Origin of the sequence: Pseudomonas sp. AN3A02, assembly GCF_011765255.1 — a bacterium.
Taxonomy (GTDB): domain Bacteria; phylum Pseudomonadota; class Gammaproteobacteria; order Pseudomonadales; family Pseudomonadaceae; genus Aquipseudomonas.
Genome location: NZ_JAARNI010000009.1, coordinates 108,629 through 128,657 on the forward strand (window position 1 = coordinate 108,629; position 20,029 = coordinate 128,657).

37 protein-coding genes are annotated in these 20,029 nt (G+C 55.8%); 23 read left to right on the plus strand and 14 right to left on the minus strand.

Going from position 1 to position 20,029, the window contains the following annotated elements; translation table 11 throughout:
* The 7 genes from HBJ59_RS25090 to HBJ59_RS25120 all read right to left on the minus strand — a co-directional run bounded on the left by HBJ59_RS25090 (window position 1) and on the right by HBJ59_RS25120 (window position 3,889).
* Window positions 1-477: a hypothetical protein gene (locus HBJ59_RS25090; protein WP_167665117.1), complete on the minus strand. Its 477-nt coding sequence runs from the start codon at window positions 475-477 to the stop codon at window positions 1-3.
* Window positions 474-917: a hypothetical protein gene (locus HBJ59_RS25095; protein WP_167665030.1), complete on the minus strand. Its 444-nt coding sequence runs from the start codon at window positions 915-917 to the stop codon at window positions 474-476. The genes HBJ59_RS25090 and HBJ59_RS25095 overlap by 4 nt, the downstream gene beginning before the upstream one ends.
* Window positions 914-1,282 (minus strand): phage protein NinX family protein, encoded by a 369-nt coding sequence (locus tag HBJ59_RS25100; protein ID WP_167665118.1) that lies wholly within the window; start codon window positions 1,280-1,282, stop codon window positions 914-916. Before HBJ59_RS25100 ends, HBJ59_RS25095 begins: the two co-directional genes overlap by 4 nt.
* A 1-nt stretch (window position 1,283) precedes the next feature.
* Entirely contained in the window at window positions 1,284-2,090 is an 807-nt protein-coding gene (locus HBJ59_RS25105; RefSeq protein ID WP_167665119.1) for an ATP-binding protein, read from the minus strand.
* The gene (locus tag HBJ59_RS25110) at window positions 2,080-2,925 is read right to left on the minus strand and encodes a replication protein (RefSeq protein ID WP_167665120.1); all 846 of its coding nucleotides are present in this window, start codon (window positions 2,923-2,925) and stop codon (window positions 2,080-2,082) included. The genes HBJ59_RS25105 and HBJ59_RS25110 overlap by 11 nt, the downstream gene beginning before the upstream one ends.
* A gap of 65 nt (window positions 2,926-2,990) precedes the next feature.
* Window positions 2,991-3,605, minus strand: a complete 615-nt coding sequence (locus tag HBJ59_RS25115) for a hypothetical protein (RefSeq protein WP_167665121.1) — start codon at window positions 3,603-3,605, stop codon at window positions 2,991-2,993.
* 50 nt (window positions 3,606-3,655) lie between these two features.
* A complete protein-coding gene (locus HBJ59_RS25120; RefSeq protein ID WP_073842711.1) occupies window positions 3,656-3,889 on the minus strand; it encodes a hypothetical protein in 234 nt (77 codons plus the stop codon).
* Window positions 3,890-3,992: 103 nt separating this feature from the next.
* On the opposite strand from HBJ59_RS25120, the gene HBJ59_RS25125 reads away from it, so the two are divergent.
* The 9 genes from HBJ59_RS25125 (at window position 3,993) to HBJ59_RS25165 (ending at window position 8,271) form a co-directional block, all read left to right on the plus strand.
* The gene (locus HBJ59_RS25125) at window positions 3,993-4,727 is read left to right on the plus strand and encodes a S24 family peptidase (protein ID WP_167665122.1); all 735 of its coding nucleotides are present in this window, start codon (window positions 3,993-3,995) and stop codon (window positions 4,725-4,727) included.
* Between the two features lie 21 nt (window positions 4,728-4,748).
* Window positions 4,749-5,183, plus strand: a complete 435-nt coding sequence (locus HBJ59_RS31705) for a hypothetical protein (protein ID WP_256670893.1) — start codon at window positions 4,749-4,751, stop codon at window positions 5,181-5,183.
* A 29-nt stretch (window positions 5,184-5,212) separates the two neighbouring features.
* Window positions 5,213-5,443 (plus strand): hypothetical protein, encoded by a 231-nt coding sequence (locus HBJ59_RS25135; protein ID WP_167665123.1) that lies wholly within the window; start codon window positions 5,213-5,215, stop codon window positions 5,441-5,443.
* A gap of 42 nt (window positions 5,444-5,485) precedes the next feature.
* Window positions 5,486-5,800, plus strand: coding sequence for a hypothetical protein (locus HBJ59_RS25140; protein WP_167665124.1), 315 nt, complete (start codon window positions 5,486-5,488; stop codon window positions 5,798-5,800).
* On the plus strand, window positions 5,793-6,137 hold the full coding sequence (locus HBJ59_RS25145; RefSeq protein WP_167665125.1) for a hypothetical protein: 345 nt from the start codon (window positions 5,793-5,795) through the stop codon (window positions 6,135-6,137). The genes HBJ59_RS25140 and HBJ59_RS25145 overlap by 8 nt, the downstream gene beginning before the upstream one ends.
* 136 nt (window positions 6,138-6,273) lie before the next feature.
* The gene (locus tag HBJ59_RS25150) at window positions 6,274-6,795 is read left to right on the plus strand and encodes a hypothetical protein (protein ID WP_167665126.1); all 522 of its coding nucleotides are present in this window, start codon (window positions 6,274-6,276) and stop codon (window positions 6,793-6,795) included.
* A 78-nt stretch (window positions 6,796-6,873) separates the two neighbouring features.
* Window positions 6,874-7,254 (plus strand): hypothetical protein, encoded by a 381-nt coding sequence (locus tag HBJ59_RS25155; protein WP_167665127.1) that lies wholly within the window; start codon window positions 6,874-6,876, stop codon window positions 7,252-7,254.
* 594 nt (window positions 7,255-7,848) lie between these two features.
* Window positions 7,849-7,992, plus strand: a complete 144-nt coding sequence (locus tag HBJ59_RS25160; RefSeq protein ID WP_167665128.1) for a hypothetical protein — start codon at window positions 7,849-7,851, stop codon at window positions 7,990-7,992.
* A 15-nt stretch (window positions 7,993-8,007) separates the two neighbouring features.
* Entirely contained in the window at window positions 8,008-8,271 is a 264-nt protein-coding gene (locus HBJ59_RS25165; RefSeq protein WP_167665129.1) for a hypothetical protein, read from the plus strand.
* 161 nt (window positions 8,272-8,432) lie between these two features.
* Here HBJ59_RS25165 and HBJ59_RS25170 read toward each other — a convergent pair whose 3' ends face one another.
* On the minus strand, window positions 8,433-8,735 hold the full coding sequence (locus HBJ59_RS25170) for a hypothetical protein (protein ID WP_167665130.1): 303 nt from the start codon (window positions 8,733-8,735) through the stop codon (window positions 8,433-8,435).
* A 183-nt stretch (window positions 8,736-8,918) separates the two neighbouring features.
* On the opposite strand from HBJ59_RS25170, the gene HBJ59_RS25175 reads away from it, so the two are divergent.
* The 11 genes from HBJ59_RS25175 (at window position 8,919) to HBJ59_RS25225 (ending at window position 14,062) form a co-directional block, all read left to right on the plus strand.
* Window positions 8,919-9,131 (plus strand): hypothetical protein, encoded by a 213-nt coding sequence (locus tag HBJ59_RS25175; RefSeq protein ID WP_167665131.1) that lies wholly within the window; start codon window positions 8,919-8,921, stop codon window positions 9,129-9,131.
* A gap of 21 nt (window positions 9,132-9,152) precedes the next feature.
* Window positions 9,153-9,329 (plus strand): hypothetical protein, encoded by a 177-nt coding sequence (locus tag HBJ59_RS25180; protein ID WP_167665132.1) that lies wholly within the window; start codon window positions 9,153-9,155, stop codon window positions 9,327-9,329.
* Entirely contained in the window at window positions 9,326-9,763 is a 438-nt protein-coding gene (locus tag HBJ59_RS25185) for a hypothetical protein (RefSeq protein WP_167665133.1), read from the plus strand. The genes HBJ59_RS25180 and HBJ59_RS25185 overlap by 4 nt, the downstream gene beginning before the upstream one ends.
* Window positions 9,760-9,951 (plus strand): hypothetical protein, encoded by a 192-nt coding sequence (locus tag HBJ59_RS25190; protein ID WP_167665134.1) that lies wholly within the window; start codon window positions 9,760-9,762, stop codon window positions 9,949-9,951. Before HBJ59_RS25185 ends, HBJ59_RS25190 begins: the two co-directional genes overlap by 4 nt.
* A complete protein-coding gene (locus HBJ59_RS25195; protein ID WP_122736695.1) occupies window positions 9,948-10,142 on the plus strand; it encodes a hypothetical protein in 195 nt (64 codons plus the stop codon). The genes HBJ59_RS25190 and HBJ59_RS25195 overlap by 4 nt, the downstream gene beginning before the upstream one ends.
* Window positions 10,139-10,510 (plus strand): hypothetical protein, encoded by a 372-nt coding sequence (locus HBJ59_RS31710; protein WP_256670896.1) that lies wholly within the window; start codon window positions 10,139-10,141, stop codon window positions 10,508-10,510. The genes HBJ59_RS25195 and HBJ59_RS31710 overlap by 4 nt, the downstream gene beginning before the upstream one ends.
* A 157-nt stretch (window positions 10,511-10,667) precedes the next feature.
* Entirely contained in the window at window positions 10,668-11,762 is a 1,095-nt protein-coding gene (locus HBJ59_RS25205) for a hypothetical protein (protein WP_167665135.1), read from the plus strand.
* A complete protein-coding gene (locus tag HBJ59_RS25210; RefSeq protein WP_167665136.1) occupies window positions 11,762-12,505 on the plus strand; it encodes a hypothetical protein in 744 nt (247 codons plus the stop codon). Before HBJ59_RS25205 ends, HBJ59_RS25210 begins: the two co-directional genes overlap by 1 nt.
* Window positions 12,502-13,065 carry a siphovirus Gp157 family protein gene (locus tag HBJ59_RS25215; RefSeq protein WP_167665137.1) on the plus strand — a complete coding sequence of 188 codons (564 nt, stop codon included), beginning with the start codon at window positions 12,502-12,504 and terminating at the stop codon, window positions 13,063-13,065. The genes HBJ59_RS25210 and HBJ59_RS25215 overlap by 4 nt, the downstream gene beginning before the upstream one ends.
* Before the next feature lie 7 nt (window positions 13,066-13,072).
* Window positions 13,073-13,663, plus strand: a complete 591-nt coding sequence (locus HBJ59_RS25220; RefSeq protein ID WP_167665031.1) for a hypothetical protein — start codon at window positions 13,073-13,075, stop codon at window positions 13,661-13,663.
* Window positions 13,664-13,732: 69 nt separating this feature from the next.
* Window positions 13,733-14,062: a hypothetical protein gene (locus HBJ59_RS25225; protein ID WP_167665138.1), complete on the plus strand. Its 330-nt coding sequence runs from the start codon at window positions 13,733-13,735 to the stop codon at window positions 14,060-14,062.
* Here the strand turns inward: HBJ59_RS25225 and HBJ59_RS25230 are convergent.
* Entirely contained in the window at window positions 14,055-14,489 is a 435-nt protein-coding gene (locus tag HBJ59_RS25230) for a hypothetical protein (protein ID WP_167665139.1), read from the minus strand. The two genes, HBJ59_RS25225 and HBJ59_RS25230, sit on opposite strands and share 8 nt — an antisense overlap.
* Window positions 14,490-14,907: 418 nt before the next feature.
* Between HBJ59_RS25230 and HBJ59_RS25235 the strand changes: the two genes are divergently transcribed.
* Window positions 14,908-15,504: a hypothetical protein gene (locus tag HBJ59_RS25235; RefSeq protein WP_167665140.1), complete on the plus strand. Its 597-nt coding sequence runs from the start codon at window positions 14,908-14,910 to the stop codon at window positions 15,502-15,504.
* Between the two features lie 88 nt (window positions 15,505-15,592).
* Here HBJ59_RS25235 and HBJ59_RS25240 read toward each other — a convergent pair whose 3' ends face one another.
* Window positions 15,593-16,150: a hypothetical protein gene (locus HBJ59_RS25240; protein WP_167665141.1), complete on the minus strand. Its 558-nt coding sequence runs from the start codon at window positions 16,148-16,150 to the stop codon at window positions 15,593-15,595.
* 77 nt (window positions 16,151-16,227) lie between these two features.
* The gene (locus HBJ59_RS25245; RefSeq protein ID WP_034120927.1) at window positions 16,228-16,407 is read right to left on the minus strand and encodes a hypothetical protein; all 180 of its coding nucleotides are present in this window, start codon (window positions 16,405-16,407) and stop codon (window positions 16,228-16,230) included.
* A gap of 68 nt (window positions 16,408-16,475) precedes the next feature.
* Between HBJ59_RS25245 and HBJ59_RS25250 the strand changes: the two genes are divergently transcribed.
* Entirely contained in the window at window positions 16,476-17,345 is an 870-nt protein-coding gene (locus HBJ59_RS25250) for a phosphoadenosine phosphosulfate reductase family protein (RefSeq protein ID WP_167665142.1), read from the plus strand.
* 6 nt (window positions 17,346-17,351) lie between these two features.
* Here the strand turns inward: HBJ59_RS25250 and HBJ59_RS25255 are convergent, their stop codons facing one another.
* Window positions 17,352-17,711 carry a hypothetical protein gene (locus HBJ59_RS25255; protein WP_167665143.1) on the minus strand — a complete coding sequence of 120 codons (360 nt, stop codon included), beginning with the start codon at window positions 17,709-17,711 and terminating at the stop codon, window positions 17,352-17,354.
* Complete coding sequence (locus HBJ59_RS25260; protein WP_167665144.1) at window positions 17,708-18,175, minus strand: hypothetical protein; 468 nt, start codon at window positions 18,173-18,175, stop codon at window positions 17,708-17,710. The genes HBJ59_RS25255 and HBJ59_RS25260 overlap by 4 nt, the downstream gene beginning before the upstream one ends.
* 153 nt (window positions 18,176-18,328) lie before the next feature.
* On the opposite strand from HBJ59_RS25260, the gene HBJ59_RS25265 reads away from it, so the two are divergent.
* A complete protein-coding gene (locus tag HBJ59_RS25265; RefSeq protein WP_167665145.1) occupies window positions 18,329-19,252 on the plus strand; it encodes a DNA cytosine methyltransferase in 924 nt (307 codons plus the stop codon).
* A 2-nt stretch (window positions 19,253-19,254) separates the two neighbouring features.
* Here the strand turns inward: HBJ59_RS25265 and HBJ59_RS25270 are convergent, their stop codons facing one another.
* A complete protein-coding gene (locus HBJ59_RS25270; RefSeq protein ID WP_167665146.1) occupies window positions 19,255-19,908 on the minus strand; it encodes a hypothetical protein in 654 nt (217 codons plus the stop codon).
* Between the last annotated feature and the right edge of the window lie 121 nt (window positions 19,909-20,029).

Sequence of the window (20,029 nt, forward strand, 5' to 3'; positions counted from 1 at the left end):
TCATGCTGCAACCTCCGCCAAAGGCTCGCCGTTGCGCTGGACCAAAAGATGGTCGCGCGAGATAAAGGCGTCGACGACGAAGCCGCCAAGGTCGATCGCCAGCGGAATACCCTCGCCGCGCCCGCGCGCCACGTAATATTTCCGATCGTCGCGCCCCTGCACCGGGTCAAATACGAAGTAGCCCTCGTCGGTGACCTCGATCAGGATCTGGTGGTTGCCGCCTTCGATGTTGAGCGACGGTGATGTGCACAGATAAACGCCTTCATCGGCCAGCGGCGGGCAGTCCAGACTGAAGAACGCCGTGTATTCAACGTCCAGGCGCTCCAGCATTTGCCGCAGGGTCAGATCACCATCCCGATAAGGCTGGTGCATCTGCTCGATGACTTCCTGTGCCGGGCGCCCAGCGATCATTGCAAGGCAGGTCGACACGCAGCTGTATGGGCAGGGCTGCATTTGGTGAGTGATGATCGGGCTCATGACTGCTCTCCCTTGCCTATGGCGGCGCGCAGGCCTTCGTGGAACGCCATTACCTCCTGCATTCCGTTATCCACTGCGACGATCTCGCGGTCGAAGTAGGCCTGGCTGTCGGTCTCGCCCTCTGGAGGTAGCTCGCCCGGGCCGGCCAGCGAGTTGTATATCCACTCCATTGCGGCGGCCGGGCCCTTGCCGTGCTCTTCCTCGATGAGGGCCGAGCGCATGGCGAGGAGGTAGCGGCCAAACAGCAGATCCAATTCCTTGATACGCATGCGGGCCAACTCGTTCTCTGCCAGCAGCTCCAGCGCCACCTCCGGTAGGGTCTTCTCACCCAGGAATTCATCCAGCGCCTCGGTGTTGCGCTTCCAGTCGGCGCAGTCGGCCTTCCAAGAGGCGACTTCACTCCACAGCAGTTTCTGAAGTTTCTGCTTGTCGATGGTCATGGCATCAGCTCCTTTGGAACCCTCACGGACATGCCGAGTTTGTCTGCGACGATTGCACGGCAGATCGCAACCAAAGGTTCGCCAGCGTTAAGCCATTCGGTAGGCGCATTCGGGCGATGCGGGTGTGCTACCCAGCCGCTGCGGACCGGGCCGAAGCCAATTTTGATTTTCTCGATCACCGGGCCGGCCTGACTCCAATCCGTGGTCGGGCTGTAAAGCTTGAATGATCCGGCGGTCCATACGTGATGGGTCTTCCATGCCATACCTGGCATGACGGTAACTTTCTCGCCAGCAGCCTTTGCCACAGCCCAATCCAGCGCAGCTCCCGAAAGATCTCCCGTGTTCACCTCTACAAATTCAGTCATGTTAAAAGCCCTCCTTGCCGCGCTGTGATTCCCACTCGAACGGAATGACGATCACCCCGCCCTCCCGCAGCCGATCAATGCAGCGTTCGCCGATGGCCCCTGGCAACGACTGCCCATCCAGGTTGGAAACGATCACCGTCGGGCGCAGCTCTTCGTACCTGCCGTTGATGATTGCGAACAGGGTCGTCAGCTCGAAGTCGCTCGGCTTCTCCTTGCTGACGCCGATCTCGTCCAGGATGAGCAGCGAGGGGCTGATCAGGCTCGACAAGATCTGGCTTTCGCTCTGGTTGCTGGAGTGGTCGTAGGTCGCGCGGATGGCCTGCAGCACGGCGCCGATGGTGCGGTACACCGCCGTTGCGCTGGACTTGGCCATGATCTCGTTCGCGATCGCCACGGACAGATGCGTCTTGCCGGTGCCGGGTTTTCCCAGCAGCAACAGGCAGCGGCCAGTCTCGGCGATCTGCGCGAACTCAGCGGCATACCGCCGGCAGGTGTTCAGCGCCTTTCGCTGTTCCGTGGTGGTGGCGACGTAGCCATCCAGAGTCTTGCTGGCGAAGCGCTTGGGGATCAGTGCGGCACCGAGCTTGCGCTCCATCGCCATGCGCAGCTCCATCGCTTTGTTGGTCTGTTGCGCAGCGTCTGCCTTCTCTTGGATGATCCGGCCGCACTCAGGGCAGCCGCTTTTCAACTCTCGGCCCAGCACCGGGAAAACCTTCTGGTCGTAGTGGCCGTGGGTTTCGCAGTGGGCGGGCTGAATGCGAGTGCCCGGCGGCAGGTCCGGTGTTGGTTGGACTGGCTCAGATCGCATAGGAACCGTCCTCCCGTTGGATCAGGCCATCGGTGTAGTTCCGTTCGGCAAAGCCGGTGTGGCGCGACTGAGGGGCAGGTGCCGGTGCGGATTCAGCCAAACGCTTGATCACCCACGAAGCCTTGAACCCCTGCCATCCGGAATTCAGCGCTTCGGTGATTGCGTCGTCGGCGGTGATCCCGGCCTCGGTGCACTTGGCTAGTTCGGTGTTCACGGTTGACCAGACGGTGGAGGTCACTGCGGCGCGCTTGGCCTTGCGTTGAGTCAGCCAGTCGGCCAGCAGTTGCTCGGGGATGTTGTGCGGGTTGTCGGCCAGCAACTGAGTCATGCCGAACGGTGCCTTGCGGTCAGGCTTCGGCGGTTCGGTTGGCTCTTGGGGCGGATTAATCTCTTTCGAAGAAAGAGTTAATAGGGGTTTTTTCTTTGTATAAAGAAGGGAGTCGTCGGTTTTGGTCTGTTTCGCGGCTGAGCCGATTCGGACCACTTTAGCCGAATCAGACGATATGGTCTGTTTCGGCCCTACTACGAAAATCCATTCTTTTGGGTCGCAAACGCCGATGTCACCGCGTGCACCACCCTCTCGGTACAGCACGCGACGGCGCAGCAAGCCGGAGATCGCCTTCGACACCGTGTCAGGGTGGATGTGGGTTGCCTTGGCGATATCGACCGCCGGGATGCGATGGGCGCCCGTGCTGAAGTTCAAGGTGGCCTTGGCCACGTACAAAACAATCTTCATTTCGCGCGCCGACAAATCGATGGCCATCAAGCCATCCATCATCTGGTTGTCCATTCGGGTGAACCCCCGAGGGTTGTGTATAGGAACAATGTTTGGCATGATTTCTCTCGCTTACCGCTGTTGAAGAAGCCGACCTCGTACGTCGGCTTTTTTGTGCCTGGAATTCAGGCGATGGATTTCAGTGGACGGGCCGCTGCGAGCAGTTGCTCCGCACGACGCCCCAACTCCCCCGCCTTCGCTTCAACCTGGCGGCACTGTTTGGCGAACGCTGGCAAGTGCGGCAGGTCCTGCTCGCACATCACTTGGTCGTCAAACACTTCGCTGCCCGTGTCGATCACATCGCCCAGCGCACGGATCAGTGCGCCGAAGCTTTTGTTTGCGCATTGGTCGCTGGTCATCTGGCGGGCGCCGGTCAAGCCGTGGCGGCTCGCCAGCTCGTTTACACAGTGATCGCGGTATTCAGGCTCAAGGGCGTTGACCCACGACTCTTCCAGCCAGGACGGCATTTCCTGATCGCCGTTCAACCAGCGCTGTACACGTTTGAGCCAGCGGCCGGTTGCTTTCACGAACTCACTCACGTCGCCGGTCAGTTGAGGCGAATTGAAGTCCGGGACGACCTTCTCTTTGGCGCGATCAGGGATCGATAGATACAGCTCACGGCTCAGCGCCTGGGCGAAATCGTCCTGGCTCAAGCTGGTGCGGGCGATCTGGTTTTGAGCATGGGCGACCAGCACCTGATCACGGGTTTGTACGGTGTGTCTGGAACTGGACGTTTGCATGGGGGCTGCTCTCTTCTAATCTGGCTTCAATGGAACGGCGAACAGGGATGTCAGGCGGCAGAGGCAAGCTCTGGCCAGATCAAATTCCAATCAGCAGGGCGTAACGACCGGCGACTTAGGGCGCCTGCCGATTCACGCTCAAGCGAAACCGCAAGCGCAGCGGAGGCTTGCTTGTTCCCGTAGGCAATTTGTTTCAGGTAGCCGCGAGAGGTCCCGGTGCGCTCGACGGCATCGTCGGAAGCGCTTTTGAGCCACTCCAAAAGCTGGGTGTGCTTAGTTCGCATCACGGTTCTCCTCTGTGATGCGCAATTATTACCGCACGGTAACCTTTTAATCAATACCGAATGGTCATTTACCAATGAGTAATGACCCGTAGAGAATCGCAAGATGGATATTCGCGAAGTGCGCAGGCACAACCTAAAAAAGCTGATGGACACCGAATACGGGGTTGGCGCTCGCGGCGCACAGTCGCGCCTCGCAGAAAAGCTGAAGAAGCCTCAGAACTTCATCTCCAGATGTCTTTTTGAGCCGGAAAAAAACGGCGCAAAAACCATTGGAGAGGACTTCGCGCGGGAAATAGAAAGCGAATTCGGCCTTGCCAGATACGCGCTAGATGCCCCGATTGGTGAACGCGACGCCAGGGAGAGCAACGTGATTCCTATTGATTCGCGAAGGAAGTCTCGGGACGCCAACTTCATCACCATCCCCCAGCTAGATGTAGCTGGCTCGATGGGGCCTGGAAGAGTGCCACCTGACCATATCGAGGTGATCAGGGATATCACCGTTCACCTTGACTGGCTCAAGACTCAGGGTTTGTCGTATTCCAAGCTAGAGAACCTGGCCATCATCGATGGCGATGGTGACAGCATGGAGGGCACGTTCCGTAACGGCGACGCCCTGCTGGTAGATCGCGGCATCACCGAGATTCGAACAGACGCGATCTATGTCTTCACGTTGGAGGGCGAGCTTTTCATTAAGCGGCTTCAGCGCCTGACAGGCGGCTCCCTGCGCATGATTTCAGATAACCCTGTGTATCCGGCAATCATGATCGAGGGCGATATGCTCGCCAAAGTGCATATCCAGGCTCGCGTCCTGCTTGTCTGGAATGCCCGGAAGCTTTAGGCGATTACCAAAATGCCAAGGATGACGTACAAGAGCGAAGCGCCGCAGTGGGATGATGCAGAACTGATCCAGCACTTCAAATTCTGCGCGACTATGCAGCTAAGGACGCCGCTGAGGATATTGCAGCACCATAACGATACTCACTGGGATCGTGCACAGCCTCCGCCAAAGATTATCGAAAAGTCCTGGCAGGGCATTTGGGTGCCGTGTACGAGGCTATCCGGCCTTTTCGAATACGAGGCGACGATGGCCTCCGAAATTGGCCAGATCCCATTAAGTGGCGGCGACTTCTTGCGCTTTCTGCTGACTATCCGTGAGGCTGTTGAATCCCGTGATACAGGAAAGCACGCGGCAGCTCTCTCCGTTGCCAGCAGCAAGTCTTGGGAGTCAATTGTTGAACGACTTGGCGGTGCTCATAACGTGGCGATGCGACTTTGCAAAGCTAAAGCGGAGTAAAAATTGCGTGGATTTTTGCTGGAGGCTCCGTGTCCCTGACCAAACCAAACCAAGATCTTAAGCGCGACCTGCAAGGCGTCGCCTCCGACCTCAAATGGTCAGCCGTAGAGCTGATGAGGATTGCGGAGCGACTGAGCCTTGCCGGGAACGAGGCTGACGCCCAGGCCGTGCTGAAGATGTGCACGGTGCTTCATGCGGACGAGGATCGGCTGACCGGGTATGCGGAAGAGGTGAAGTCGGGAAGGATTGGGCGGGAATAGGCCAAATGAGAAGTTTAACCAATCTGCTTCAAGGATCGATTAATGCCATCAAGTGATGAGACAGAAACGCAAAAGTTGGCTATCTATTTTGACGAGGCTGTAAGATTTTTCAAAAGCCAGTCAAGTCCCGGCGAGTGCCCAATGTGCAAATCGGTTTCCTGGGCTCTCCCATCTGAGATTGAAGGCTCTCCGCTCTCTCTCTCGGATAGCGGTATGCGCACGCTTGATGATTCGCCAGTGCTTGAGCTGAAAATCATATGCAACGTTTGCGGGTTCTTGAGGGCGCACAGGGCAAGCTTTATTAGGGAGTGGCTTGATAAAAACCCAGCAGGTGATGAGGTCACTGAAAATGTCTGACCATCAGATTTTTACCGCCGGCCATCTACCTCAGGCCCTCAAGGGTGACAAAGTTGGATCGGGAGGCAATACTGGTGGGCATGAACCACCGGGAGGTCATCCAATGGAAGCGCGCGTAATAGCACTTGAAAAAGCATCCCAAGAGATTCGGGAGAAGCTCGTGCGCGTGGAAACTAAGCTCGAATCTCTCGAAAAGACCACGGCCACCAAAACTGATATCGCAGATCTGAAAACCGCCATAGCTGAAGGTTTCACATCACAGACGAAGTGGTTTATCAGTACGGCAATCGCGCTAGCCGTAATCGCGTTTACAGCGGCCAAATTTATACACGCATAGCTGATAAATAGTCGTAAAAAGCCCGGCCAAGCGCCGGGTTTCTATATCTTCCTCAGCTGAAAATTACCGGAAAGGATCTAAGATAGTAGCGCCCCACCCTAGATCTATGAGAGGGGTGCATCTCAAGGAGGTGATCATGACATTGCCAACTCCAGCAGATTTGCAGCAAATGACGCTACCCAAGAAGCTTCCTGAGCTTCTTAATGCCCTGGGCTTCCATAGGCCCGCACATGTTGACGACAAGGAATGGCAACAGCTCTGCCAGCTGTACCGAGTGCTGAGGGAAACTAGGAAGGGCGGGGACTTTGAGGTCTTGGCCAGTAGGCTTATTGCGCATCTCGGCTACTATCAGAAAATCATTGAGGTCGAGGGTGAGTCCTTCGTATCGATCGCCCAGACAAAGAAAAAGCGGCGCAAAGCAAATCGCCGTGGCCTATTCAAAGGAAGCGCTTCATTCTCTGACTCTGCTCAGGAAACTGCACGAAAGAGAAACTCAACGCCAAAAATAGGCTTAGGGGTCGAAAGCATTCTCCCTCCACCTCAACGAACCCGGCGCGAAGAGGTTAAGATCGATAGCCACACGCAATCGGCCGAGAAACCACCCTCATCTCATGTTTTATACGTAGCCGGCTGGACACTATCGAGCGACTTAGAATAGCCCGGCCCAGCGCCGGGCTTCTTGTATCTGCGTCCTGAGCTGATAAAATCCGAGCCCCTCTCGAATGGACTCGTTTTCATGCGCCTATCCCCGATGCCGCTGGCCCTCTTCGCCATCTTCGCTAGCATTTCTTTAGTCGCCCATGCTGAAACTCAATCTGACAGAGACATCCACTGCGCGGCGTACTACGAAGTGCTTTCAGTAGCTGGTGACCAGCCAGACATAAGCCGCAAGCAGTCCTCAAAAGCCTTCTATGCACTTTTGGTGCATGCTGGCGATACCCCGAAGGCTCAGGAGGACGTTGCGCAGAAAATGGTGGACTTGCACAAAGAGACACCCGGGCCGATGACGCCAGCTAGCACTGCCAAGCTACGTGAAAAATACGACGCGGAATGCAGAATCCTTCTGAAGGCCGCCTGGTGCGAAGCATACAAAGATCCGGGTGCTTGTGAGGGGTAACACCCTGGAATTAGCATCATAGGCATCCAGCATCGAGCCTGACAAAACGCCGGTCTTCTTATTTCTGCCCTTCGTCGTGCCACCATTGAGCTGGCAATCCGCGAGATTGCACACTGGCGGTGCTGAAGGATCGGCGCCCCAGATATTACAGATAGCCCGCCATCGAGCGGGCTTTTTTGTGGCCGGCACAATTTAATTACCCATTGGTATTGACTAGATTTATTACCGTACGGTAATGTTAACTCATAGCAGCGATACACAGCCACTGCGAAGGGCCTCCGCCCGCCGTTCTTTAACAACCTGAAATCTTCGCGGATCGATCCCCGGAAACGGGAAGCCCTTGAGGCATCGCCAATACGGCGAACAGCGCGAAAAACAAATTCGATCCCCATGCCAGCTCTGGAACTGGCCGTGCTCACCAGATGTGAGTACGCGAAACCACGCAAGCCGATCTGCGAAGAACACCGAGTACGAAATGTGTGACGCAGGTTAGAGATATGAATCGGGCGATGCGCGTGGTGGAGATGAAACACCCACAGATTTACTGATGCCGCTTCTATGAGGCGGCATTGGAAATCAACTGGGAGCAAGACGATGGAAAAGCTTTCGCAAGACGAACTGAGAACCCTGCACTTCAACTTCACCGCCTGGCGCGACAAGTGCTGCAACGGACGGGCGCAGATGAGCGTTCAGAAGTTTCACGCCGAGTGCGGCCTCGATCCTCACCCAGCAGCATGACGGACCTTTTCACTGATGCCCATCCAGAGCGGTGGGCATCGGAAATCAACCGAGGGCAAGACGATGCAAATCGAAATCGAGTTGGCCGCGCCAGCGACGCCAAACCCAGCAATCGCAGGATGGCTTCTGGTAGCGGACGAAGCTGAGCGATCCGGCCTTTCGTCCGCTGCAGTGATGTACCGCAACACCGCACGCAGCATTGAGATCCAGCAGGAGACAGGTATCGCAGTCTGCGCCTGCTGCTTCAAGCCCTTTGGCCGGGGCGTGCTGCACCACTGAACAACCAGCACCACGACATCCTGTAGCAAACTGCCCGAGGCCCTGGCACTTCAAAGAACCAGGCTTTATCGGGGGGTGATCTGAAACGCTGTCGAAAGGATTCCTCGGACAGCCGGAATCCCTGAGTAAGTGAGGGCAAATCACACCCCGAGCCGGCCTGGTTAAAGAGCTTCAAACGTCCAGGGTGTGATCTCTGCATCACGAGGACGAATCGTTAGGTTTAAAACAACGTGATCGGTAGGTTCGTTTGGCATCGTCGCCGGCAAGCAATAAACCGGGCCGTAAATGCATGGGCACGCGGACATATTGAAGTCGTCCCGAGAATTAACAAACTCCTCTTTAAGCCTCTCAATGAGAACCTGCTCAACGGATATCGCATCCTCTACATCTGGCATCCGTTTCGCGTCAAAAAGCAATTGAGCAGTAGCTTTCAGGTTGCCTTTATCGATGAAAAACTTTGGCATTGCATCACTCCTTAGATGGGCATCAAAAAAGCTTGACCGCTCAATAATGCCACAACGCCACCATCGAGAACGCTACTTTCCTTCCCCGCCTCTACCCGTCAGCACTCACCCCGCGCCCATCGGCAACCAGCGGGTGGCATGAGTGTTGAGCGAATACAGGTGAACCAACGAATGGAGAGAGTCATGCCAAGCCAAAAAGCAGGCCGCGAATCACAGCGAAAGCTTGATGAGCTCGCGGCAGAGGTTCGCGAATCGGTAAAGACGCCAGCGGCGTTTCTGCTGGTGGACAAGGACAACGGCGAAACGCTGGACGTCTACAAGGCTGCCGATGAGCAGAAGGCCCGCCGCGTGGCAGCGCATGTCGGTGGAGTGAATGTCGTCCCGCTGTACGCCTAACCCCAAACACTGGAGGTCGCCATGGCCGAAGAGCTTGTAGCTCACGTTTGCAAGATCTGCGGCAGTGCCTGGCCCAAGCGGAAAAAGGCAAAGCTGCACGTCAATCTAAAGCACCGCGACCGCGTCTATGCCCAGAACGGGCCAGGGCAGCACGTCGATTACCTGTGGCTGGACCTGGAACACTGGAGGCGACCATGAATGCAGCATTGAAGATTTGCCAGGAGCGTTACGACGCTCAGTTGCCTCCAGATGTCAGCGAAAGCGACGAGGTGACGGACTGGCTTGAGCATTCGGCGGAGCGCCTGGTGTGCGGCGTCGACATCAAGTGGAAGCGGCGATACGGCCAGCCGCAGGTCGTAACGTTCGACCGGTTCTGCACGGTCTTGCAGGGCCACCTGAACCAGCGTCAGATTGACGACTTGGATCAGCGTGATTCGTTTGCCCGCCTGCTGCTGTCGGCAATGCTCGGCAGCCAGAGCGATGCCAGGGCCCACGCTGCTGACCTGCTTGGCCAGCAGCGCCCGATTGAGGCGGTCGAGAAGATTGCCGTGGCGCTGCTGAGGCCCTATGCCGAAGACGCAATAGCGGCGGAACGGGAAGAGCGCGAAGACGATGTGGATGCCGACCTATGAGCCCGCACATCTTGATCGATGAGGCACTTGAATGCCTTGAGCACCCTGCCAGCGAGCCGGGCGCCCAGGTGGTCGTGCAACGAATGATCACGAACATGCTCACCGGCAACGTGATCACCGTCGAAGAATTCAACCACTACTGCCAGCGCCTGCTGAAAATCACCAGGCACCGCAAGGAGGCTGCATGACCACGCCAATCGTGAAATCGCTGGCTGATGAGCAACTCGACGATATCGAGCGCCGCATCGCCATCCTCGGCTTCGGCCTTCCCTTCAACGAACTGATCGGTCGCAAGCGTGAAGACTTGGTGCGGGATCTGCCGCAGCGCTTGGCTCCAACCATGAAAGGCGGCCGGATCGCGGTGAGGGTTCGGCCGTGAGCTTCTTTGAAGACAATATCGAAGGCGGCAGCCACTGCATGAGCTGCTGCGAGTTCATCGGAGAGGATGTTGGTTACACGCGGTGTTGCCGCAACTGTGGCGGCCAAGGCAGCGAGCCAAACCCCGAAGGCCACAAAAAACGCATGAAGGCCGAAGCCATGCAGCGCTTTGACGGTTGGCTGTCTCGAACCGGCATCGCCCACAAAAAGCACAACAACGGCTACCACGTCGTGCTTACGCTTCCCGATGGGCGAATGATCGATTGCTGGCCCAGCACGAAAAAATGGCAGTTGCGCGGGCAACGCATGAGCCGAAACGGTAAGGAGCTGCACGAATTGGTGTTGCAGCAGTTGAGGCCCTGGCCATGACCACCCGCCAGCGCACCCGGCGCCTACTCATCTGGCGCGGCTCTTTCCCAGTCCTCTCCCTCTTCACCTTCCTGATGTTACTCAGCGCCCTCGCTGATCGAATCACTCAATAACCAACACCTCACAGCGCCCCGCAAGGATGGCGCGGGAGATAGTCATGCTCGCAGCTATTGCAGATCGCATCCGTTCCAAATCCTACGAACTTCCCCTGTCCCGCGATTACGTCCGCCACTGGGGCCTGAAAGAGGCCATCCGGGAGCTGGTGCAGAACGCCCTGGATAGTGAGTCACCTTTCGAATACGCCTTCGCTGACGGCCAGCTGTTCATAACCAGCCGCTTTGCAAGGCTGGAGGCCAGCACCCTGGTGCTGGGCAGCACGTCCAAGTCTGACCGCACCGATGCCATCGGCAGCTTCGGCGAGGGCTACAAAATCGCCCTGCTGGTGCTGACCCGGAATGGCTACGACGTGAAGGTGCTGAACGGCAACAAACAATGGGTACCAGAGTTCCGGCACAGCGATCAGTTCGACGCCGAAGTGTTATGCATCAACGAGACGCCGGCGCACCGGCAGAATCAGGGTGTTGAATTCGTCGTCTCCGGCCTCACCGATGATGACGAAGCGGAAATCCGCAGCATGTGCCTGCGCATGCAGCCAGCAATGAGCGACGTGATCGGCACCAAGTACGGCCACATCCTGCCCTCCCGGTCCGGAAAGCTTTACGTCGGCACGCTGTTTGTTTGCGACACCGACCTGACCTACGGCTACGACATCCTCCCCGAATACCTGCAGCTTGAGCGTGACCGCCAGACTGTCAGCGGTTGGGACTTGAAACAGGTATCCAAAAACGCCTGGATCGACACCGGGCGCCTGGATGAGGTGGCGGAGAAGATCGAGGCAGGAATTCCCGACGTTGAATACGTCGAGTACGGCAGCACCGAACTGGTGAGAGAGGCCTGCTACAGGTTGTTCCAGCAGAAACACCCGGGCGCCATTGCCGTTCAATCCCAGGAAGAGCTGAACACCCTGGTCAAGCAGGGAATGACCAACACCGTAGTGGTGAGCCGGACATTCCACTCGCAAGTGGCCAACTCGACCTCATACAAACAGCAGGTCGCCCACGTCGTGGCCATCCAGACGCCCAAAGCTGCCCTGGAAGAATGGTACCGCGACAACAAAAAATACATGAGCAGGCTGCCCGCGGCTTCCTTCAAGGAACTGGTCAAGCGTGCTGACGGCTGGAGGAATAAGTAATGTCCGAGAACACGAGAATTTGGGACCAGGTCAACACAACCGACCCTGACGCTACTAAAAAATACACTGGCGCAGGTGGCTTTAAGGGCACTGCGATCAGGCCAACCTACCTCATGCGCAAGGCAACAGAAATTTTCGGACCATGTGGTGAGGGTTGGGGCTGGAATGTCCTTGAGGATCGATTTGACGAAGGTGCACCGCTTCAGGCGCCCACAAAAGAGTGGCCAGAAGCTCCAATGATCTGCGCGAAGCTGCACACCGTAAAAATCGAACTTTGGTACCTGGGCAACGCCGGGCAAAAATGCACGGTTCAGCACTACGGCCATACGCCATTTATCTACCTGCAGCAGGGAAAGATTCTTACCGACTGGGACGCGGCGAAAAAATCGCTGACGGACGCCATCGGTAAATGCCTGCAGCCCCTGGGGTTCGCCGCCGATATCTACATGGGCATGTTCGACGATCCGACCTACGTCGACACCATCACCGAAGAGTTCAAGCTTGAAAAAGCCGAGGACAAGGACGCCGAGATGCTTCGCCAAAAACAAGAGCGTGTCGACTGGCTTGCCTCAGCGGTCGAAACCATCGGCAAGGCCGTCACGACTCACGAACTCAAGCTTCTGAACGTGAAGTACATCCGCGAGGCAACTCGCCGCAACGAACCCACCTTTATCGCGCGAATCACTCGAGCATTCGAGGAGCGCAAAGCTGTGCTTGAAAAAGGCACGGAGGCCGCAGCATGACTCAACTCTACGCACTCACCGGGAAGCTCGCCGAACTCCAGGCCATGGCCGACACCGATGATGAAGGCTTAAAAGAGGCATTGCAGCACGCCATGGACGAGGTTCAAGGCGACTTCAACATCAAGGCCGACAACATCGTCATGCTGCGCCGCAATATCGAGAGCGACGTGACGGCAATCGACAACGAAATCGAGCGTTTGGCCGAACTCAAGCGGATCAAGTCCAACAGCGTGTCGCAGATCAGCGACTACCTGCGCCGCAACATGGAAGCCGCCAACATCAAATCGATCAAACGACCCTTGTTCACCATCACATTGGCCATGGGCAGTGAGCGGGTGATCGTTGATAACGAGGATGCGGTGCCGGATGAGTTGACCTCCGTGAAATCAAGCATCACCCCAGACAAAAAAGCCATCGCCTCCAAGCTCAAGGAAATCCGCGATCACAACGAGGCGGTGCGCAAGCGGATGGCCGCTGGTGAAGACGCCGAACACGAACTTCTACCCGAACCAACCTGGGCTCATCTGGAGCGCGGCGACAGTTCGATACGGATCAAGTGAGGCCATCATGATCAGCAACCACCTCAGTATGATCGAGGAACTGCGCCCGGCCTCGGATGAACTAGCGGCCCATGTCGCTGAGTTTGTAGCGGCCGGCGGCGAGATCGAAGAGATCGAGCCTCCACCGCCACCGAAGCCCGTCGTATATGTACCCCAGGAACCGCCGGCGCCGAAGCCGTTTGTTCGCCGGCGGGTTGAAGCGTCTCCCCTGCCCCTCGATAAGGACGATATCCGCACCCAGGAGCGCCTCAGGCTGATTGAGCAGATACGCCAGCTTGGAGTCACTCACACCCAAACCGAAGTAGCTGCTGCACTCGGTGTCAGCCGTCGCCTCATCTACAACTACGCCGGCCGGTACGACATCACGTTCAAGGCGCCAACGAGAGGCGGCGCCCGGAACTTGGTGCACAACGCGGTCGATAAGGAGCGCGACGCGAAGTTCGCCGAGCGCATCAAGGCCTTCAAGGAACTGGGAATTTCCCGCCGGCAGTGCTGCGGGAAGCTGGCGATCGGCAACAAGGCCTTCGAGCGGATCATCGCGGCGCACGGGATCGACTATCCAAAGCTGGTCCGGAGGGCCACTCGATGCGCCGCATAGTCCGCATCCAACAACGAAAACGCCAAACCTGGCTCGCACTGCCGGCCAGCGGAATAGAAGAGGTAGGCCATGGCCAAGACTGTGCAGGAACGATCGGCCAAAACTGCCAGGAAGCGCGTGGCACTTGCCGAAGAGGAGTTGAGGCTCAGGGTTCGCCCTGGCACCCGACAGGCGCTGGCCGAATTGATGGAGTGGTCAGGCATTACTGAGCAGGGCGAGGTGATGACGCTGATGATCCACCACCTGCATGCGATGGGCGCCGCGAAGTGCCAGCCACTACTGAATCCGCCGCGCCACGAAATCGAGATATCGGAAAACGTGGCGCGGGAATTCAGAAACAAAAGCCTTCTCGCCATCCAGAAAGACCCGGGCGACGAGATTATCGACCCATCTATTTAACTGATGTCGAAGGCGTTTCGTTGGCAACAGGATCCGCAACATCTGCCGGCTGCCCAGTCTCCATGTCACGAACCTCATATCTCCACCATGACAGCGAAGATATCCCGTAGAGACCATAAGTACGGCCGCCCACGAGATCAATAGTCATTTCGATCGGAGCAGTTTGTTGTTCCGCGGTAATGAATTTACGAACTTGAATCTTATGCCTGCCTGCACCCAGTCGGTATTCGCTTTGGCGGCTCAACCAATAAAGGGTTTGATCGTCGTCAATCTTAAATATTGTCAAAGATTTATCGAACTGCTGAATCGTAGCGATTTCGGAGTTTGATTTTCCTTCTGCACTTTTGTGTTCGTAATGAATACACCCGGTCAGCGTGAAGCTGAACAAAATCATTGCTACAAAGCGCCAAAAAATCTCGTGTCGCATCAGTGCTCCTTATAGGCTCAAATCCAAGGTGTGGATCGAGACCTTATCCTTTTCCAAAATCCCATCCTACTCGCAGCATCCGGTAACGGACGGGCACGGCTGGGTGAAATTGCCACTTTGGGATGTAGCTAGACCTTCGCTGCGCTCTTGATAATCCAAACACCAAACAGAACAAACACTGCTGATTTAGCCACGGCGAACAGAGAATCTCTTCCAGCAAACAACTCGAAAGCCGAAAATAGTAGTGAGATCGTCCCTACTACCACCAAACCATAGCCAACCGGGCGCACGTACTTGGGGAACATCTATTCATCTCCATGATAAAACAGAAATTGTAAATTTCCCCGCCCAGTAACGCCATCAATCATTCCGCCTCCATCCGATATCACGGAGGGCGGCGCCTGACTGGAGATAATCCATGAGCAAGGACACCAAGATTCTGATCCCGGAAATTCCCGGCGAGTGGACCGAGCGCACGCGCAGCGGTTCGAAGTGCATCTGGAATGACGGCTGGCACGGAAAGCCGCATCGTAATGGCCTGCCTTATGTAGAACTCACCGCCCCCGAGAAAGGGTTGTATGCAGAGCGCATCGATGGTGCTTGGTATTGGGTGTCTGGCTGTGCCAAATGCACCGGCAGCGGCGAGCGTTACAGCTACAGCGTCTGCGACATGCACGACGTTTGCCGCCTGTGCAGCACTCACCGCTCTAAGCTCACGGAAACACCATGGGGCCATCCTGACGGCTTCACCTGCAAACCTTGCCAGGACGCAGAAGACGCCGTTGCGAAAGCCGCAGCGCTGGCCAAGGTCGCCGAGACCGACTATGACGAGTGGGATTATCGCAACCTGGACGAATGCAAATGCCCGCACTGCGCCACCGTGATCCACATTGAAACCGAGGACTACGGCGACAAGAACATGGAATGCGACACCTGCAACGGCCTGTTTGAGTTGACAACCGAGTACTCCGTCAACTTCACCACCAAGGTGATTGGCGAGCGCATCAAGGCCTGACCCGCCCTCACCTATTGCGCTAAGGGCCGGCCACTCGAAACATACAAGCTCAGCCAGCGATCGCTCGTTATTTGAAACTGAGCATGGTTTAAAGATCCACAGCTCTGATGACGCCGACCCCGCCCTTATATTCATCCACAAAAAAAGACATATCCTCTAAAGTCTTTTCGGCGGCATCACTAAGACCACACAAAGATTTGTAGCTCTTCTCTGAAAGATTCCCATCAATGGAAATCGCATCTAGAACTTTAAGTATTCGATTTGCAGACAGCGCTATGTTCTGTACGTCCCTGGCAACCAAAGCTCCAGGGAGCTCATAAATAGGTAACTTTGAAATCCACAGCGCTGCTACCTCAAGAGCGTCCTTATGGCGGGGGGCGCTCCCTTCCATGAGAATATCTGGCATCTTCCTGGCCACCCCAATCACGCGCCTAGCGACAATTTCAACCACCTCAGCTGTAGCTCTCAGGGACGAGATACGTTGAAGTCTGGCCTCTTCCGCCTCATGGTTAATCTGGTCTAGAAACAACTTTCGCGACTGGCGCCCTTGCCACCATGCAACTCCTATAGCGACAAACAAAGCAACGAGCGACCCAATTGCTTGAACCCACGATGCTAGTCCTGAGTGGCCATCCATCCAATTCAAATCTATCTGCTCCTTCCGGCTCCATGCCGGTCACCCGTAATACCCCATATCAATGAAAACACCAACACCTGAACAAGTCACCGGCTGTTGAGGATGTCCTCGACATTGCTCGCGTGACTACTGGCGGATTCAGCTGCCGAGTACGCGTCATCGGCAATGTCCCGGGCATCCATGGCGTAGTAAGCAGACACCCCCGCCAAAATAAGCGTTATCAAGTTCGTGGCAATCAGAATTTTGAGCAGCTTGTTCGTATCCATACCGGCTCCTTAGCGAGTCGCACCAATACCCCATATCAACGAATCACGCCAGCCGGCGAGGATCCCCTATGTCTCCCTACAAATTGTCCGGGACGACGGTCGTCAGCTTTTCCGGCGGCCGCACCAGCGCCTACATGCTGCGCCAGGTGCTGGACAACAACGATGACTTGAGCGATCTGGTCGTCACCTTCGCCAATACCGGGAAGGAACACCCGGCCACTCTGGAGTTCGTTAGGGAATGCGCTGAGCGCTGGGATGTACCGATTGTCTGGCTGGAGTTTCGCGATGATGAAGCGGGTTTTGCAGTGGTGGACTACGCCACTGCCAGCCGCCAGGGTGAGCCGTTCGAAGCCCTGATCAGAAAACGGAGGTACCTGCCCAATCCGGTGACCAGGTTCTGCACCATCGACCTGAAGATCCGCATCATCCACAAGTACCTGCGCAGCATGGGCCTTTCGACCGAGGAAGCGCCGGTGGACATGATGACAGGCATCCGTGCGGATGAGCCGCGGCGTGTCGAGAAAATCCGGCACCGAAAAAGCACCAGCGAAAGCAAGTGGGCCACCATGGTTATGCCGCTGGCCGATGCCGGTGTCGGCATACAGGACGTGACCGACTTCTGGGCCGGGCAACCATTCGACCTGATGCTGCCGACGATCAACGGCAGGACACTGGAAGGCAACTGCGACCTTTGCTTCCTGAAAGGTGCCAAGCAGGTCTATTCAATCATCGCCAGCGACCGCAATGAACCGATCCGCAAGGGCGATTGGTGGGCACGCATGGAGAGCTCAGTTGTCTCCGGCGGGAAGTTCACCGGCGACGGCGCCCGCTTCCGCAGCGACCGTCCCAGCTATCAACAGATGCTCAACTACTCCGACACTCAATTCGATATGTTCGCCGACCACGACGAGGCCATTTCCTGTTTCTGCGGTGACTGATCAACTCTATCGAAAATAGTCGAGAAGCCTATCAACCCCGCTGGCTTTTCTACGAACATCATCATATAGCTCATTAATTTCCCGATAGTTGTTCTGGGTCCACAACACCCTATCATCATAATCAACAATAGCTAATACAACCGTGGAACTCCAATAGTATGCTTCTTCGTCAGTGAAGTGCTTGTAACGCACTTCATATATAGAAAACCTTGTTTCCTTAAAACGCCCCTCAAAGTAAAGACCGACCTTATCTTCTGTCCCGTCGGAAATACTTACAGGCGCTTCATTTAGCTGCCATATCATACGTCCACGCGCTGTTTCTTCAATCAGCCTGGTGACCATATTTGAAAATCTGGCGTCGCTCATAATCTTTCCACCTCATTATCCTGATGCTTGGCACCAAGCTGCGTAACAAACTTTTGTAGATTTCTCTGAATATCCCAACTCACGCCTTCCGTTAGCTTTCGCCTGAAGATATATACAGGCCATTCTCTAGAAATAGACGCAGATAGCTTTTTCGCTAGCGCCTTTTCAGGACCATCTAGCTTTTGGCTAACGTTCTCAAGATGTCCGTTTATTCTATATAGAAGGTCAACGATATCATTTTCACGCCCTTTCCAGTCTTTTAAAGCTAGTCGGACTTCAATGAGCAAATCCTGTAACTCTTTATGCGTTTCAGGAATTCTATACCGGCGTTTCAGCTTCTCGCCATACATACCTACATATAGAAAAGTCCCTACGGCGAACAAAGTCCCGAATATCGTAAAGAAAAGGCCATATTTATTAGCCTCATCCCAGAAAGACTTACTGCCCCATAAATCCAGATTCATGGCTATCGCTAAAGCTAGTATCAGAAATCCCACTGCACAGTAAAACGCCGCCCTGTATCCCATTGATCGACTCCCTATCCCTACACCGATCATATCATCAGTCCCGAGTAATTCCCCAACCACCGCCCGGGCATGGCCCGGCAAGGACTACCTATGCTCACAGCAATTGACTTGTTTTCCGGCTTCGGCGGATTTACCCGCAGCGGGAAGGATGCCGGGCTCAATGTCCTTTGGGCCGCCAACCACTGGCCATCCGCCGTGGAGTGGCACACCAAGAACAACCCGGAAACGCAGCATGTGTGCCAAGACCTGCACCAGGCTGATTGGTCGCAGGTGCCAAAGCATGACGTGATGCTGGCCTCTCCCTGCTGCCAGGGCCACACCAAGGCGCGCGGCAAGGCGTCAGGCAACCCACAGCACGACAACTCGCGCTCAACGGCCTGGGCACCGGTGGCGAACGCTGAGGTCAACCGACCAGACTTCGCCATCATCGAGAACGTACCGGAGTTCATGGACTGGATTCTCTACCCCGCCTGGGCAGATGCGATGCAGCGCCTGGGTTACTCGCTGGCTCCGCACATCGTGGACTGCGCCGACCTCGGGGTTCCTCAGCACCGAGTGCGGCTGTTCATGGTCTGCTCACGCAGCAAGGCACCGCTACACCTGCAGCTCCATCAACACCAGCATGTGCCGGCAAGCGAGATTATCGACTTCAACGTCGGCAAGTGGTCGCCGATCATCAGGCCAGGTCGTGCTGAATCCACGCTGACCCGCGTGAAGAATGGACGGGAACGGTTCGGCGAGCGGTTCGTGATGCCCTATTACGGCTCAGGGTCGGGCCTCACCGGCCGGAGCCTGGACCGCCCGATCGGCACCATCACCACTCTGGACCGATGGGCCGTGGTCGACGGTGACCGGATGCGCATGATCACTGCCGATGAGGCCATGGCCGCGCAATCCTTCCCGAGGGACACACTGCGCCCGGACAATCACCGTCTTACCATGCACATGACTGGCAATGCGGTACCGCCGCTGGCTGGACAACGGATCATCGAAGCACTCATGGTCACTGCTTAACCCTAAAATGGGAGATCTTCCTCCGAGGGTATCGATATTGCCAACTCTACAATCGGCTCACCACGGAGCGATCGCCCAACATTTGCAATTTTTGTTTGAAGCAACTCTATGCGAGGCAATTCTCTTTCGGTCTTATTGTAAAGACGAAGTCCTTCATGATCTGCTTCATCACTAAAAAATTTTAACCAATCATAGAGCTTTATCCGAAGCTCTAATGAGAGATTTAGACGATCTGAATTTGTTTCATCTCTCTGCCAATAGTTGAGCCGTTCAATAAGGTCGGCAAAAATGGTCCGACTCATTTCGTTAGTTAAATGATAGTCAGCCATAAGAAACTCATCAGGTAGTATACCCACGACATTGCTTAGTTCTTTGCATAAGGCAAGAAGCTGCTCAGACCTGGATATCTCACTTTCTGTCCGGGCATTAGCACGCTCTTGCGCCTCTTGATTACGCTGTCGATAAGGAATCCAGATTGCGATACCGATAGCTACAATGGCTCCTATCGCCTGAACCCACCCTGCGGTGTCATTCGGAAGCCAACCTTCTTTCCCGAAATAACCAATAGAGCCCACGATTACCCACAGCCCCGCCCCGCCAACGATTAAACCCCAAATCACCCAAACGCTTGGCTCGATCAATTTTTTCCAGTTCATAAACGCTCGCTCCCAAACAATAGCGGCACTTTGCCCTACGGCGCAGCAAACCACCACTCCACCAACCGGGCATGGCCCGGCAAGGACTCCCCATGCCTACAGTAAAAAATCCGCCTGTGAT